General features: G+C 67.0%; 17 protein-coding genes. 15 read left to right on the top strand and 2 right to left on the bottom strand.

Features of this window, described 5'->3' with window-relative positions:
• The 9 genes from ccoO (at position 1) to FHT98_RS26070 (ending at position 5974) form a co-directional block, all read left to right on the top strand.
• Complete coding sequence (gene ccoO / locus FHT98_RS01915; RefSeq protein ID WP_091861406.1) at positions 1-735, top strand: cytochrome-c oxidase, cbb3-type subunit II; 735 nt, start codon at positions 1-3, stop codon at positions 733-735.
• A 4-nt stretch (positions 736-739) separates the two neighbouring features.
• Positions 740-910, top strand: a complete 171-nt coding sequence (locus FHT98_RS01910; RefSeq protein ID WP_061967157.1) for a cbb3-type cytochrome c oxidase subunit 3 — start codon at positions 740-742, stop codon at positions 908-910.
• A 3-nt stretch (positions 911-913) separates the two neighbouring features.
• Positions 914-1792, top strand: a complete 879-nt coding sequence (gene ccoP / locus FHT98_RS01905; RefSeq protein ID WP_142112020.1) for a cytochrome-c oxidase, cbb3-type subunit III — start codon at positions 914-916, stop codon at positions 1790-1792.
• A complete protein-coding gene (locus FHT98_RS01900; RefSeq protein ID WP_142112019.1) occupies positions 1789-1995 on the top strand; it encodes a hypothetical protein in 207 nt (68 codons plus the stop codon). Before ccoP ends, FHT98_RS01900 begins: the two co-directional genes overlap by 4 nt.
• A gap of 14 nt (positions 1996-2009) precedes the next feature.
• The gene (locus FHT98_RS01895) at positions 2010-2795 is read left to right on the top strand and encodes a DUF2189 domain-containing protein (RefSeq protein ID WP_210184337.1); all 786 of its coding nucleotides are present in this window, start codon (positions 2010-2012) and stop codon (positions 2793-2795) included.
• Positions 2792-5050: a heavy metal translocating P-type ATPase gene (locus FHT98_RS01890; RefSeq protein ID WP_142112017.1), complete on the top strand. Its 2259-nt coding sequence runs from the start codon at positions 2792-2794 to the stop codon at positions 5048-5050. The genes FHT98_RS01895 and FHT98_RS01890 overlap by 4 nt, the downstream gene beginning before the upstream one ends.
• The gene (gene ccoS, locus FHT98_RS01885) at positions 5047-5262 is read left to right on the top strand and encodes a cbb3-type cytochrome oxidase assembly protein CcoS (RefSeq protein WP_142112015.1); all 216 of its coding nucleotides are present in this window, start codon (positions 5047-5049) and stop codon (positions 5260-5262) included. The genes FHT98_RS01890 and ccoS overlap by 4 nt, the downstream gene beginning before the upstream one ends.
• On the top strand, positions 5259-5561 hold the full coding sequence (locus FHT98_RS01880) for a DUF6522 family protein (protein ID WP_142112013.1): 303 nt from the start codon (positions 5259-5261) through the stop codon (positions 5559-5561). Before ccoS ends, FHT98_RS01880 begins: the two co-directional genes overlap by 4 nt.
• Positions 5562-5722: 161 nt before the next feature.
• Positions 5723-5974: a hypothetical protein gene (locus tag FHT98_RS26070; RefSeq protein WP_162260089.1), complete on the top strand. Its 252-nt coding sequence runs from the start codon at positions 5723-5725 to the stop codon at positions 5972-5974.
• Positions 5975-6028: 54 nt separating this feature from the next.
• Here FHT98_RS26070 and FHT98_RS01875 read toward each other — a convergent pair whose 3' ends face one another.
• Positions 6029-6892, bottom strand: coding sequence for a LysR family transcriptional regulator (locus FHT98_RS01875; protein WP_061967170.1), 864 nt, complete (start codon positions 6890-6892; stop codon positions 6029-6031).
• A gap of 121 nt (positions 6893-7013) precedes the next feature.
• Here FHT98_RS01875 and FHT98_RS01870 point away from each other — a divergent pair, with 121 nt between their 5' ends.
• From FHT98_RS01870 to FHT98_RS26595, 6 genes are all read left to right on the top strand, one after another.
• On the top strand, positions 7014-7487 hold the full coding sequence (locus FHT98_RS01870) for a formate dehydrogenase subunit gamma (protein ID WP_113587794.1): 474 nt from the start codon (positions 7014-7016) through the stop codon (positions 7485-7487).
• The gene (locus FHT98_RS01865; protein WP_142112011.1) at positions 7484-9040 is read left to right on the top strand and encodes a formate dehydrogenase beta subunit; all 1557 of its coding nucleotides are present in this window, start codon (positions 7484-7486) and stop codon (positions 9038-9040) included. The genes FHT98_RS01870 and FHT98_RS01865 overlap by 4 nt, the downstream gene beginning before the upstream one ends.
• Positions 9041-9051: 11 nt before the next feature.
• Positions 9052-11892, top strand: a complete 2841-nt coding sequence (fdhF, locus tag FHT98_RS01860; protein ID WP_142112009.1) for a formate dehydrogenase subunit alpha — start codon at positions 9052-9054, stop codon at positions 11890-11892.
• Positions 11893-11897: 5 nt separating this feature from the next.
• Positions 11898-12125: a formate dehydrogenase subunit delta gene (locus FHT98_RS01855; protein WP_061967178.1), complete on the top strand. Its 228-nt coding sequence runs from the start codon at positions 11898-11900 to the stop codon at positions 12123-12125.
• A 58-nt stretch (positions 12126-12183) separates the two neighbouring features.
• The gene (locus tag FHT98_RS01850; protein ID WP_061967180.1) at positions 12184-13629 is read left to right on the top strand and encodes an L-lactate MFS transporter; all 1446 of its coding nucleotides are present in this window, start codon (positions 12184-12186) and stop codon (positions 13627-13629) included.
• Positions 13630-13911: 282 nt separating this feature from the next.
• Entirely contained in the window at positions 13912-14037 is a 126-nt protein-coding gene (locus FHT98_RS26595) for an MFS transporter small subunit (protein ID WP_274532868.1), read from the top strand.
• A gap of 153 nt (positions 14038-14190) precedes the next feature.
• Here FHT98_RS26595 and FHT98_RS01845 read toward each other — a convergent pair whose 3' ends face one another.
• Positions 14191-14511, bottom strand: coding sequence for a hypothetical protein (locus tag FHT98_RS01845; RefSeq protein ID WP_142112006.1), 321 nt, complete (start codon positions 14509-14511; stop codon positions 14191-14193).
• Positions 14512-14817: the final 306 nt, after the last annotated feature.

The raw sequence follows: 14817 nt of genomic DNA, 5'->3' as shown, positions 1-14817 counted from the left end.
ATGCGCGAGTTCTTTCATCGTAAGCTCGAACGCAGCGCGATCGGCTTCGTCCTCGCCATCATCGGCGTCTCCGCGATCGGCGGTTTCGTCGAGATCGCGCCGCTCTTCACCATCGGCGAGACCGTTGAGAAGGCGCCGGACATGCGCGTCTACACGCCGCTCGAACTGGCGGGGCGCAACATCTACATCCGCGAGGGCTGCTATGCCTGCCACAGCCAGATGATCCGGACGCTGCGCGACGAGGTCGAACGCTACGGGCCGTATTCCCTCGCGGTCGAGTCGAAATACGACCATCCGATGCTCTGGGGCTCCAAGCGCACGGGGCCGGATATCGCCCGGCTCGGCGGCAAGTATTCCGATGCCTGGCATGTCGCGCATCTGATCAACCCGCGCGATGTCGTGCCGCAATCGGTGATGCCGAAATACGGCTGGCTGATGCGCAACGAGCTGAAGACCGAGGATCTCGGCCGGCATCTCAAGGCGCAGCGCGCGGTCGGCGTGCCCTATACCGATGCGCAGATCGCCAATGCCGGCACGGATGCCTATGGCCAGGCGAGCCCCGACAGCGCCTATGCGGGCGGCGTCAGCGAGCGCTATGGCGAGGCGACGAACGTGCGCGCCTTCGACGGCGAGCCGGGGCGCCTGACCGAGATGGATGCGGTGGTCGCCTATCTCCAGGTGCTGGGCCGCCTGACCGATGCTGCGCAGAAGCAGACCGCCGCGGCGGAGAAGTGAGACGATGGATGTCGATCACCACACGCTTGTCGGTTTCGCCAAGAGCTGGGGGCTGTTCTACCTCGTGGCCATGGCGATCGGCGTGCTGATCTACGCGCTGTGGCCGTCGAACCGGAAGCGCTTCGATCGGGCCAAGAAGAGCATTTTCGACAAAGACGATAGGCCGGGGGACTGAGCGATGGCAGATGCGAGGCGCGACCCCGCCACGGGGACAATCACGACGGGCCATGAGTGGAACGGCATCGAGGAACTCGACACGCCGATTCCGCGCGTGGTGCTGTTCTTCCTGGCCGTCACGACCCTGTTCTCGATCGGCTACTGGCTGCTGATGCCGGCCTGGCCGCTGGGCGTGACCTATACCAAGGGCTTGCTCGGCATCGACCAGCGCCAGGTCGTGGCCGAGCAGGTGCGCGATGCCGCCACTGAGCGGGCGAGCTGGACCGCGAAGCTCGACAAGGCCTCCTTCGCCGAGATCGCCGCCGATCCTCAGCTGATGCGCCATGTCCGCGATACCGGCCGCACGCTCTTCGAGGATAACTGCGCGGTCTGTCATGGCGTGCAGGGGAAGGGAGGCCCGGGCTTCCCCAATCTCGCCGCCGGCTCCTGGCTCTGGGGCGGCAGCCCGGAGGCGATCGCCGAGACGATCCGCGTCGGCATCAACGGCACGGCAAAGGACACCCGCACCGGGCAGATGATGGCTTTCGGCCGCGACGGCATTCTCCAGCGCGAGCAGGTCCTGGCCGTCGCCTCTTATGTCCGCTCGCTGTCGGGCCAGAAGCTCGACGCGGCCGAGCAGGCGCGCGTGCCGGCGGGCAAGGAGGTCTTCGCGGCGAATTGCGTCGCCTGCCATGGCGAAAACGCCAAGGGCCAGCATGATCTCGGCGCCCCGGACCTGACCGACGCCAACTGGATCTATGGTGGCGACCTGCAATCGGTCGTGAACAGCATCCATGGTGGGCGGCAGGGCCATATGCCGAGCTGGGAAGGCCGGCTCCCGCCGACCGATATCAAGCTGCTGGCGCTCTATGTCGGCACGCTCGGTGAGGCGAAGCGATGAGCGCTTCAGCAGACGGCGAAACACGGGGCCGCGGTGGGCGGAAAGCCTTCTGGCTCGCGCTCGCCGGGGTGCTGGCGGGCGGGCTGATCCTCGCCAACGCCCATCTGGTCTATGTCGCCATAGGCTCGCAGCCGGACTGCGTGCCGCATGCAAAATCGGCGGGCGAGGCGGGCGGGTTCCGCGCCGCGCGCCCGTCCTGCTGAGGGAGGAGAAGCACATGGCTGCGATCGGGAACGGCCAGGAGATGCCGCTGCCTCTCTCCGCCCAGCGGCGGCGCAACCTGCCGGCGGGTGCGGCCCTGTCCTGGCTCGGCGCGGGCTGGCGCGATCTCTGGCGCAATCCGGGGCCGAGCCTGCTCTACGGGCTCGCGGTCTTCGCGGTCTCCGCCGTGATCGTCTGGGGGCTATTCCGGCTCGGGCTCGACTACATCCTGTTCCCGGCGCTGGCGGGCTTCATGGTGATGGGGCCGCTGTTGGCGATCGGGCTCTACCAGAAAAGCCGCGCGATCGAGCAGGGCGAGCCGGTCAGCCTCTCCCGGATGATCTTCGTCAAGGCGGCCTCGGGCGGGCAGGTCTGGTACACGGGCGCGATCCTCTCGCTGCTGATGCTGGTCTGGATGCGGGCGGCCGTGATCATCTACGCGCTGTTCTTCGGGCTCAGGCCATTCCCGGGCCTCCACGAGGTCGCGGCCATGCTGTTCGGAACGCCGATCGGCTGGGCGATGCTGCTGGTCGGCACCGTGGTCGGCGGGCTGTTCGCGGCCTTCTCCTTCGCGATCAGCGCCTTCGCGATCCCGATGCTGCTGGATGAGCGGGTCGATGCCTTCACCGCGATGGGCACCAGCATCTCGATGGTCTGGCGGAACCTGCCGGTGATGATCGCCTGGGGGGCGATCGTGCTTGCCCTGTTCCTTGTCTCGGTCGCGACCGGGCTTCTCGGCCTGATCGTGGTCTTCCCGCTGCTCGGTCACGCGACCTGGCACAGCTATCGGGCGCTCAGGTGAGCTGCTGCGCGCCGCCGCTGACTCTGGACGGCGCGTCCGACCCGTCGGCGGCGCGGCAGGAAATCCGCCTCGCCAGCCGCGATCTCGGCAATGGCCTGCGCCAGAGCGACCTCTCGGTGCCCGGCCTGCATTGTGCCGCCTGCATCCGGGCGGTCGAGACCGGCGTTGCCCGGCTGCCGGGCGTGGCGCAGGTCAGGGTCAATCTCTCGACCCGTCGCGCAGCGGTGCAATGGCGGGGCGAGGAAGCGCCTGACCTGCTGACGGCGCTCGCCGAACTCGGCTATCCCGGCCATCTCTTCGAGAGCGAGGCGGAGGGCACGGACCCTGAGCGCGACCGGCTGATCCGGGCGCTGGCGGTCGCCGGCTTCTGCGCCATGAACATCATGCTGCTCTCGGTCTCGGTCTGGTCGGGGGCGGAGCCCGAGACGCGGCAGGCCTTCCACTGGATTTCGGGCGCGCTGGCCTTGCCCTGCCTGATCTTTTCCGGCCGCATCTTCTTCTCCTCGGCCTGGGCGGTGCTGCGGCGCGGCCGCACCAACATGGACGTGCCGATCTCGATCGGTATCTGCCTCGCCTTTGCTCTCAGCCTCTACGACACGATCCATGACGGTCCGCATGCCTATTTCGACGCGGCGACCTCGCTGATCTTCTTCCTGCTGATCGGCCGCACGCTCGACCACCTGATGCATGAGAAGGCGCGCGCTGCCGTGCGCGGCCTGATGCGGCTGGCGCCGCGCGGCGCGACCGTGCTCGATACCGATGGCGGGCGGAGCTATCTGCCGCTGGCCGAGGTGGCGCCGGGCATGCGGATCGCGCTCACGGCCGGCGAACGCGTCCCCGTCGACGGCATCGTGGAGGAGGGCGCTTCCGAGCTCGATTGCGCCATCGCCACCGGCGAGAGCGCTCCGCAATCCGTGTCGCCGGGCATGGCGGTGCAGGCCGGGACGCTTAATCTCTCGGGGCCACTGACGATCCTCGCCACGGCCAAAGCCGAGAGCTCCTTCCTGGCCGAGATGGTCCGGTTGATGGAGGCCGCGGAAGGTGGCCGCGCCCGCTATCGCCGCATCGCCGACCGGGCGGCGGCGCTCTATTCGCCGGTGGTCCATGCGACCGCGCTGATCGCCTTCCTCGGCTGGATGATGGCGACCGGCGACTGGCATCGCGCGATCACCATCGCGATCGCCGTGCTGATCATCACCTGCCCCTGCGCGCTGGGACTGGCCGTGCCGATCGTGCAGGTCGTAGCCTCGCGGCGCCTGTTCGAGGCCGGGATCATGGTCAAGGACGGCTCGGCGATCGAGCGCATCGCCGAGATCGACACGGTCGCCTTCGACAAGACCGGCACGCTGACCTTCGGCCAGCCGCAACTGGTCGATCCCGCCGCAATCCCGGCCAGGGATCTGGCCATCGCGGCGGGGATCGCCCGGCGTTCGAGCCACCCGCTCTCCCGCGCCATCGCGGCTGCAGCGCCGGAAGCCGGCCTGGCGCTGACGGACATCCGGGAGCATCCCGGCTTCGGCGTCGAGGCCGAGCTGGAAGGGCATTGCTATCGCCTCGGGCGTGCGGAATGGGCCCTTGCGGAAGCGGGCGGTCAGCCGGAAAGCGGGACGGTGCTGAGCCGCGACGGCGCTTTCGTCGCCCGCTTCGCCTTTGCCGAGACTTTGCGCCCGCAAGCGCGGGCCGCTGTCGATGCCTTGCGGGCCGATGGCCTTTCCATCGCGCTGTTGTCCGGCGACAGATCTGCAGCGGTGCAGCCGATCGCCGGTAGGCTCGGCATCGACGCTGTCTCAGCCGGTCTGCTGCCGGCTGGAAAGGTTGAGCGTCTCGCCGCACTGGCTGCCGAGGATCGCAAGGTGCTGATGGTCGGTGACGGCCTCAACGATGCGCCGGCACTGGCCGCGGCGCATGCCTCGATGGCGCCGGCTTCGGCCGCAGATATCGGTCGCAACGCCGCGGATTTCGTCTTCCTGCATGACGGGCTCGATGCGGTTCCCACGGCGATTGCCGTCGCGCGGGCGGCAGGGCGGCTGATCAGGCAGAATTTCGCCCTGGCGATCCTCTACAACGCGCTGGCCCTGCCAGTTGCCATCGCGGGTTACGTGACGCCGCTGATCGCGGCGCTCGCCATGTCGCTGTCCTCGATCCTCGTCGTGGCCAACGCCCTGCGCCTCGATGCGGGCAAGGCGCAGGTTCGTGCCGGGACCGATACGCGGCAGGCCGGAAAGCTTGCCCCGGCCTGCGAACCCGGCGAATGAGCAGCCTGGTCTTCCTCGTTCCGTTGGCGCTGGTGCTTGGCGGGGCGGCGCTCGCCGCCTTCCTGTGGTCGCTGCGTAGCGGCCAGTATGACGATCTCGACGGTGCCGCCGAGCGGATCCTGCTCGATGAGGACGAAGGTGCTCTGGATGCGGCCGGCCCTTCGGTGCAGAAGGAGCCGGAACGATCGACGCGCCGGAGCGAAATGCCATGACCACCGGTGAAGCCTTGCCCGAGCTTCCCTTCGTCCGGGATGCGGACGGCTCCTTCGTGCTCGATGCTGCGCGCTTGGCGAAGCGCTTCGGCTGGTCGGCGGAGGAATTGCGAGACCTGATGCGCCGCGGGCTGGTGACGAGCCGGGTCGAGCGCGGCGAGGCGGAGGACGAGGGGCGCTGGCGCCTCTCGGTCCGTTGCGGCAACCGCTGCTGGCAAGCCGTCGTCCAGCCCGATGGCACGGTTGCGGACGAGCAGCTTGATTTCGTTCCGCCGCAAGGCCGCCGCGAGCGGCGCTGACCGAAAGCCTGCGGCCCGGCTTATGCCCGGCGCGCGGGTCGGCTGACCGGAGCCTTGCTATACATTTCAGGCCGCCATCCCGATAATGACCGCTCAGCAGGGTGAATCGCATCGGCAGTCGCCGGTCTTCGCTGTCCCTGCGCTTTCTCGACGAGGGAACGATGCGTCTTCTCCACCTTGCCCCGGCCACGGCCCTCCTTGCGGCACTCGGCGGTTGCGTCTCCAGCGAGCCGGTCGCTTATTCGGAACCCCCCGTGGTGCAAAGCATGACCTTCCAGCCGCAGCAGCGCAGCTATCTCGATGCCGGCCCGGCTCCGGCACGCCTGAGCGGGCCCGGCAATACGCGCGATAGCCAGACGGGCTTCGCCGGACGTTCCGACAGCTTCGGCGGCGGCGTGCTGCCCTCGTTCTGAGGCGGCGGGCGAGCCAAGCTCCGCCGCGATCAGCCTGCCTCCTGCTTCGACGGCTCAGGGCGAGCCGATCGAGAGCAGGGTGCCCGCCATCTCCCTGATCATCGCGAGAGCTTCGGCCTGGGGGCCGTCCTGCGTGCCCGCGCGGGAGATCGCGTAGGCCGGCATGATGAAATGAGGCGCGTCCTCGACGAGATGCAGCGTTCCGGCCGCGAGATGCGGGGCGATGATGCGTGCAGGAAAATAGCCGGAGCCGCCATGCTCCAGGATATGCTGCAGCCCCAGCCAGCCGACATTGGCGCTGAGCAGCGCGCCGCCGAAATCGGGGAAGCTCGCGCTGTGGCGCGCCTGGAATTCCGAGCCCCAGTCGACGAGGACATAGCCGGACTGCGGCTCGGGCGCGGATTGCGCATCCGTCGCAATCATGACCAGGCGGTCGTCGAACAGATGCTCGACCTTCAGGCCCGGGCGGCTCTGCGGTGTGTACATCACGCCGATATCGAGGCGCCCCTCGATCAGCCCGTGCATCAGCTCCGGCTCGAGCGCACTCTCGATCCGGATCGACACGTCGGGCCGGGCCCGCTGCATCGACGGTAGCCAGCGCAGCAGGAACTCCTCCCAAAGGCCGATCCGGCCGCCGACTGCCAGCGTTCCGGCCGCGCCCTCGGGCAGCCCGATATCGTGATGCGCCTGCACCACCGTCTGGACCAGCGTCGCGGCATGACGCTGGAAGCGGTGCCCGGCCGCCGTCAAGGTCGTTCCGGCCTTGTTGCGGACGAACAGCCGGCAGCGCAATTGCTCCTCCAGCACGTTGATCCGCGTGCTCACCGTCGACTGGCTGACATGAAGCCGGTCCGCCGCGCCGCTGAAATTGCCGGCCGAGACCACCGTCAGAAAGGTTCGTGCCAGTTCCGTATCCATATCGGCCGTCTTTTAAATCTATAAACCCGATACGTAAGTTTATAATTATTCGTTTGTCAAAATCATCTGCCTGCATGAGCCTGCGATTCAAGCAGATCGTAGAGATCGCAGGGGAAAAGCATTGGAGCGGCATCTGGCCTGGGATGGCGATATCGCCGCCCGCATCATCTCGGAATGGAAATCCCGCGAGGGCGCCTTGCTGCCGATCCTGCACGCGCTGCAGGAGGAGTTCGGCTATATCCATCCGGCAGCCACGGCCCTCGTGGCGGATGCGCTGAATATCGGGCGCGCCGAAGTCCATGGCGTCATCACCTTCTATCCGGATTTCCGGCAGGCACCGCCTGCGGCCCATAGCCTGAAGCTGTGCCGGGCCGAGGCCTGCCAGTCCCAAGGTGCGGAGCGGCTGGCGCGACAGGCTCAGGAGGCGCTGGGCATCGGCTTCGGCGGCACCAGCGCGGATGGCAAGGTCCAGCTCGAAGCGGTCTATTGCCTGGGACTCTGCTCTGTCGCCCCATCCGCGATGCTCGACGGCCGGATCGTCGGGCGGCTCGACGACGGCAAGCTCGCCTCGCTGCTGACGGAGGCCGGACAATGACGCCGCGGTTCTTCATCCCCTGCGACGCGGCGGCCATCGCGGTCGATGCCGATCGCGTGGCGGAGGCTTTGCAGGTGGCGGCGAGTGCGCGCGGGGTCGCCATCGACATCGTCCGCACCGGCTCGCGCGGGCTGCACTGGCTGGAGCCGCTGGTCGAATACGCCACCCGCGACGGCCGCATCGGCTATGGCCCGGTCGCTCCGGGCGATGCCGCCGGCGTGCTCGATGCTGCCCTGGCCGGCACGAGCCATCCGCTGTGCCATGGCCTGACGGAGGCGCTGCCCTTCTTCGCGAAGCAGACCCGGCTGACCTTCGCGCGCTGCGGCACCGTCGATCCCCGTTCCCTGGAGGACTATATCGCCCATGGCGGCTATCGCGGGCTGGCCGCTGCGCTCGATGCCGGCCCAGCGGCGACCGTCGCGGCCGTCACGGAGTCCGGCCTGCGCGGACGCGGCGGCGCCGGCTTTCCGACCGGCATCAAATGGGACACCGTCGCGAAGGCGGAAGGCGAGCGGAAATACATCGTCTGCAATGCCGATGAAGGCGATAGCGGCACCTTCGCCGACCGCATGATCATGGAGGGCGACCCCTTCGTCCTGATCGAAGGCATGACCATTGCCGCCATCGCCGTCGGCGCGACCTATGGCTACATCTATGTCCGCTCGGAATATCCTCACGCGATCGCCGCGCTGGAGCATGCGCTGGGCGAGGCGCGCCGGAAGGGCATGCTGGGTGCGGCGATCGCGGGCTCGTCCCATGGCTTCGACATGGAGGTCCGGGTCGGCGCCGGTGCCTATGTCTGCGGCGAGGAGACCGCTCTTCTCGACAGTCTTGAGGGGCGCCGCGGCGTCGTTCGGGCCAAGCCGCCGCTGCCGGCACATAAGGGGCTCTTCGGCTGCCCCACCGCCATCAACAACGTGCTCTCGCTCGCGAGCGTGCCGATCATCCTCGACAAGGGCGCGGCGTTCTATCGCGATTTCGGCATGGGCCGCTCGCGCGGCACGATGCCGATCCAGCTCGCCGGGAATATCCGCCATCCCGGCCTGTTCGAGGTCGGCTTCGGCATCACGCTCGGCGAACTCGTCGACGAGATCGGCGGCGGCACGGCCAGCGGCCGGCCGGTGCGCGCGGTCCAGGTCGGCGGGCCGCTCGGCGCCTATTTCCCGCGAGAGCTGTTCGACACGCCGTTCGACTACGAGGCCTTCGCGGCGCGCGACGGCCTGATCGGCCATGGCGGCATCGTGGTCTTCGACGACAGCGTCGACATGGCCCGGCAGGCGCGTTTCGCGATGGAGTTCTGCGCGGTCGAATCCTGCGGGAAATGCACGCCCTGCCGTGTCGGTTCGACCCGTGGCGTCGAGGTGATCGACCGCGTCATCGCCGGCGAGCAGCGCGCCGCCAACCTGACGGTGCTCGAAGACCTCTGCCACACCATGAAGCTCGGTTCGCTCTGCGCGCTCGGCGGGTTCACGCCCTATCCGGTGATGAGCGCGCTCACCCATTTCCCGGAAGATTTCGGCGTCACGCCGCCCAGCCGCCAGGCGGCGGAGTGAAGGAGGTCGCCATGCAGCTCGTCCAGGAAACCGACTATGGCACGCCGGCTTCCAAGGCGAGCGCCATGGTCACCCTCACCATCGACGGCCGCAGCGCGACGGTGCCGGCCGGCACCTCGATCATGCGCGCGGCGATGGAGATCGGCACCGAGATCCCCAAGCTCTGTGCGACCGACATGCTCGACGCCTTCGGCTCCTGCCGGCTCTGTCTGATCGAGATCGAGGGCCGCAACGGCACGCCGGCCTCCTGCACGACGCCGGTCGCGGAGGGGCTGGTGGTGCATACGCGCTCGGAGCGGCTCGACCGTTTGCGCAAGGGCGTCATGGAGCTTTATGTCTCCGACCATCCGGTCGCGGCGCTCGACCCGGTCGGGCAGGGCGATATCGCGCTGCTCGACACGGTCGCGGAGGTCGGGTTGACGGAAGTTCGCTACGGCTTCGACGGCGCTCGCCACCGCGATACCGGGCTCGACGAATCCAATCCCTATTTCAGCTACGACCCCGCCAAATGCATCGTCTGCTCGCGCTGCGTACGGGCCTGCGAGGATGTGCAGGGCACCTTCGCGCTGACCATTACCGGCCGCGGCTTCGAATCCGTGATGGCGGCCGGCACCGACCAGTCCTTCCTGGAGTCGGACTGCGTTTCCTGCGGCGCCTGCGTGCAGGCCTGCCCGACGGGCTCGCTGATCGAGAAAGCCGTCATTGCCAAGGGCAAGCCGGAATGGTCGACGGTCACGACCTGCGCCTATTGCGGCGTCGGCTGCTCGTTCAAGGCCGAGATGCGCGGCGACGAGGTCGTCCGCATGATCCCCTACAAGGACGGCAAGGCCAATCACGGCCACTCTTGCGTCAAGGGCCGCTTCGCCTGGGGCTATGCCAACCACAAGGAACGCATCCTCAACCCTATGATCCGGGAGAAGATCACCGACCCCTGGCGCGAGGTGTCCTGGGAGGAGGCGATCGCCCATACGGCGAGCGAGTTCAAGCGCATCCAGGCCAAATACGGCACCGGTTCGATCGGCGGCCTGACCTCGTCGCGCTGCACTGATGAGGAGACCTTCCTGGTCCAGAAGCTGGTGCGCGCCGGCTTCGGCAACAACAATGTCGATACCTGCGCCCGCGTCTGCCATTCGCCGACCGGTTACGGCCTGAGCACGACCTTCGGCACCTCGGCCGGCACGCAGGATTTCGATTCCGTCGAGCAGACCGACGTGATGCTCCTGATGGGCGCCAACCCGACCGATGCGCATCCCGTCTTCGGCTCGCGGATGAAGCAGCGCCTGCGCGAGGGCGCCAAGCTCATCGTCATCGATCCCCGCCGGATCGAACTGGTGCGCGCGCCCCATGTCGAGGCGGCCTACCACCTGCCGGTGCTGCCCGGCACCAATGTCGCGATCCTGACCGCGCTTGCCCATGTCGTCGTCACCGAGGGGCTGGTCGACGAGGCCTTCGTGCGCGAGCGCTGCGAATGGGATGCCTTCCAGGACTGGGCCGCCTTCGTCGCCGAGGAGCGCAACAGCCCGGAGGCGCTCTCGAAGGTCACCGGTGTCGCGGCCGCCGATATCCGCGGCGCGGCGCGCCTGTTCGCCACCGGCGGCAATGGCGCGATCTATTACGGGCTCGGCGTCACCGAGCACAGCCAGGGCTCGACCGCCGTGATGGCGATCGCCAATCTCGCCATGGCGACCGGCAATATCGGCCGGCCGGGTGTCGGCGTGAACCCGATGCGCGGGCAGAACAACGTCCAGGGCTCCTGCGACATGGGCTCCTTCCCGCATGAGTTCTCGGGCTATCGCCATGTCTCGAACGATGCGGTGCGCGGCCTGTTCGAGGATGCCTGGGGCACCTGGCTCGACAAGGAGCCGGGCCTGCGCATCAACAACATGCTCGACGCGGCCCTGGATGGCTCCTTCATGGGGCTCTACGTCCAGGGCGAGGACATCATGCAGTCCGACCCCGACACGCGCCATGTCGCAGCGGGCCTGTCGGCGATGGAATGCGTCGTCATGCAGGACCTGTTCCTGAACGAGACGGCGAACTACGCCCATGTCTTCCTGCCCGGCAGCACCTTTCTGGAGAAGGACGGCACCTTCATCAATGCCGAGCGGCGCATCCAGCTCGTGCGCAAGGTGATGGAGCCGAAATCCGGTCTGGCCGACTGGGAGATCACCGCCGCGCTCAGCAATGCGCTGGGCTACCCGATGCATTACGGCCATCCCTCCGAGATCATGGATGAGATCGCGCGATTGACGCCGACCTTCGCCGGCGTCTCCTTCGAGCGTCTTGCCGAGCTCGGCTCGATCCAGTGGCCCTGCAACGAGCAGGCGCCGACCGGCACGCCGGTGATGCACATCGACAAATTCGTGCGTGGCAAGGGCCATTTCGTCATCACCGAGTATCTCGCGACCGACGAACGCGTCGGCCCGCGCTATCCGCTGCTGCTGACGACCGGGCGCATCCTCTCGCAATACAATGTCGGCGCGCAGACGCGGCGCACCGAGAATGTCGTCTGGCACAAGGAAGACCTGCTCGAGATCCATCCGCATGACGCGGAGGAGCGCGGCATCGCCGACGGCTCCTGGGTCAGGCTGGCCAGCCGCTCCGGCGAGACCGCCTTGCGGGCGCTGGTGACCGAGCGCGTCGCGCCCGGCGTCGTCTATACGACCTTCCACCACCCGGACACGCAGGCCAACGTCGTCACCACCGATTATTCGGACTGGGCGACCAACTGCCCGGAATACAAATGCACGGCCGTGCAGGTCTCGCCTTCCAATGGACGCTCGGACTGGCAGGAGCGCTATTCCGCCTTCGCCGACAACAGCCGGCGGATCATGCCGCCGGCGGCGGAGTGAGCGCGATGCAGCTCGACCGGCTCATCCACATGGCCAACCAGATCGGCAGCTTCTTCGCGAGCCAGCCCCGGGCCGAAGTGGCCGAGGCGGTTGCGACCCATCTCCGGAAATTCTGGGACCCACGCATGCGCAGCGCCATCTGCGCGCATTTCGACGACGGCGGCAGCGGGCTCGACCCGCTGGTTCGCGATGCCGTCGCGCTGATCGCCACTGAGCGGACGAAAACCGGCTGAAACTCGCCAAAGCGCGAAGCCGAAAACAGGGCAACGACCCGGCTGGAGGAGGAAACGCATGACGACGATCGACCGACGAAACGAATACGCCAAATCGATGATCCCCTTCCTGGATCGCGAGCGAACCATCGCCAAGCCTGGTTACAGCCGCTGGCTGGTGCCGCCGGCGGCACTCTGCGTCCATCTGTGCATCGGCCAGGCCTATGCCTTCAGCGTCTTCAACCTGCCGATGACGCGCCTGATCGGCGTCTCGCAATCAGCCCCGGACGACTGGAAGCTGACCGAGCTCGGCTGGATCTTCTCGATTGCGATGGTGTTCCTCGGGGTGTCGGCCGCCGTCTTCGGGCGCTGGGTCGAGGAGGGCGGACCGCGCAAGGCGATGTTCACCGCTGCGATCTGCTGGGCGAGCGGCTTCCTGATCTCGGCGCTCGGCGTCAAGCTGCACAATCTCTGGCTGATCTATCTCGGCTACGGCGTGATCGGTGGCTGCGCGCTCGGCATCGGCTATATCTCGCCGGTCTCGACATTGATGAAGTGGTTTCCCGATCGGCCCGGCATGGCCACGGGTATGGCGATCATGGGCTTCGGTGGCGGCGCGCTGATCGCCTCGCCGCTCTCGGTCTGGCTGATGAGCAAATTCCAGACGGCGACCGATGTCGGCGTGCTCTGGAGCTTCATCACGCTGGGCTGCGTCTATTTCCTGTTCATGATGTTCGGTGCGCTGACCGTCCGGGTGCCGGCGCCGGGCTGGAAGCCGGAAGGCTATGTGCCGCCGGCGACGGCGAGCAAGCTGATCACCAAGAACGACGTCTTCGTCTACCAGGCGATCAAGACCCCGCAATTCTGGCTGATCTGGACGGTCCTCTTCGTCAACACCACCGCCGGGATCGGCGTGCTCGGGCAGGCCTCGGCGATGAGCCAGGAGATGTTCCCCGGCCGGATCACCCCGGTCGCGGCCGCCGGTCTCGTCGGGCTGATGAGCCTGTTCAACATGGGCGGGCGGTTTAGCTGGGCCTCGCTCTCTGACTATATCGGGCGCAAGAACACCTATTTCTGCTACATGGTGCTGGGCTTCATCCTCTACATCACGGTGCCCTATGCCGGTGGCAGCGGCAATGTCGTGCTGTTCGTCATCTGCTTTCTGATCATCGTCAGCATGTATGGCGGCGGCTTCTCGACCGTGCCGGCCTATCTGCGCGACATGTTCGGCACCCGCTATGTCGGTGCCATCCACGGCATCCTGCTGACGGCATGGTCGGCGGCGGGCATCGCCGGGCCGGTGCTGATCAACTACATCCGCGAATACAATCTCGCGCATGGCGTGCCCAAGGCGCAGGCTTACAATGTTACGATGTACATCATGGCGGGACTGCTCGTGATCGGCTTCATCGCCAATCTCTGCGTCAGGGCGGTCGACAAGCGCCATCACATGGTGAGCGAGGCCGAGCCGTCACGTGGTCTCGATCTGCCGGGCGGTGCCCAGGCCGCGCCCGCACAGGCGTGAGGAGCGGGCCATGCCGATCATAGCACCTCGGGAGCCGCCATTGCGGCTCCTGCTGCTGGCCTGGCTTCGCTATTGGCTTCGGCACGCCATGGCATCGCTTCGGCCGCAGCACAGCGCCACTGGCATCGCTGCCCTGGTTGCAGGTAGCGGCCACCCATCGGGATTCTAAGGCGATTTCTGGATATCCTGAATCCAGAAAGTGATCCAAGCCATTGTTCTTGCTGCATTTCATCCTGCGAAGCCAACGTCCGCTTCGCTCGAAAATGTTCCGAGGAGATCATCATGCAGAGTAACGATAGCGCTCCGACCAGCACCCTTCGCCTCGTCGTGGCCTGGAGCATCGCGGGCATTCCGCTGCTGGGCGGCGTAGCCCAGACGCTGGTCAACGCGATGAAGCTCTTTCAGTAATCCCAACGGTCGGAGCTGCGCATCGTCGCTGCTCCGGCCAAGAACCAAAGCATCGGACTGAATGCCGTATTCAGTCCGATGCTCCAAGCTTTTGATTTGGCATCGGCATTCTCCGAAAACCGCGTTCCACCTTTTGGGCCGATGCTCTCGGCGCTACTCCGGCAGCCGAAGCCCGGCCAGGAAGGTCGCGACGGTCAAAGTCTTGGTCGGCTGAGCCCGGCATTGGCGTTCGACGGCATCCAGCACTTCGCCATCCCCATATCGCGACAATCGCGATGGAGAGCCGTGGCGCAGGGCGTCGATCACCCAGCGGCCGATCAGGCCGTGCATTTCAGCATCCGCGGCTTCGCGCTTCATCCAGGCTTCGCAGGTGATGTAGTCCTGCAGGAATTCGCCCTGGCGCAGCACCTCGCTCGTCGCCGCTGCCGGACAGGCCAGAACCCAAAGAGCCGCCACCGTCGCCAGACGCACCATCCCCCACCCCTTCCGCTCTTCCCAAGGCTGCTTCCGACCTTCCTGTGCCGCCGGCTCCGGACCGGCAGGCTCCCTTGCTTCGCGCCCGTCACCTGACGCGCGCGACGGGGAGCCTCGATGCCTGACGATACGACCTGGGACGGGAGCAGTAGATCAGCGAGCATAGCAAGCTTCGCTTGCGCTGCAACAGCCGAAACCTTCCACGGACGTTGTTACAGGCCGCTCCGGCTTTATCTCGCGTCTGCAATATAGTTTCGACCGTACCGGCAGGAGTATTCAAAATCAGCTTCGACAAGCTTGCCGCGC

Source organism: Allobosea sp. AK1 (genome assembly GCF_006714945.1).
Taxonomy (GTDB): domain Bacteria; phylum Pseudomonadota; class Alphaproteobacteria; order Rhizobiales; family Beijerinckiaceae; genus Allobosea; species Allobosea robiniae.
This window is presented reverse-complemented; position numbering and strand designations above follow the sequence as displayed.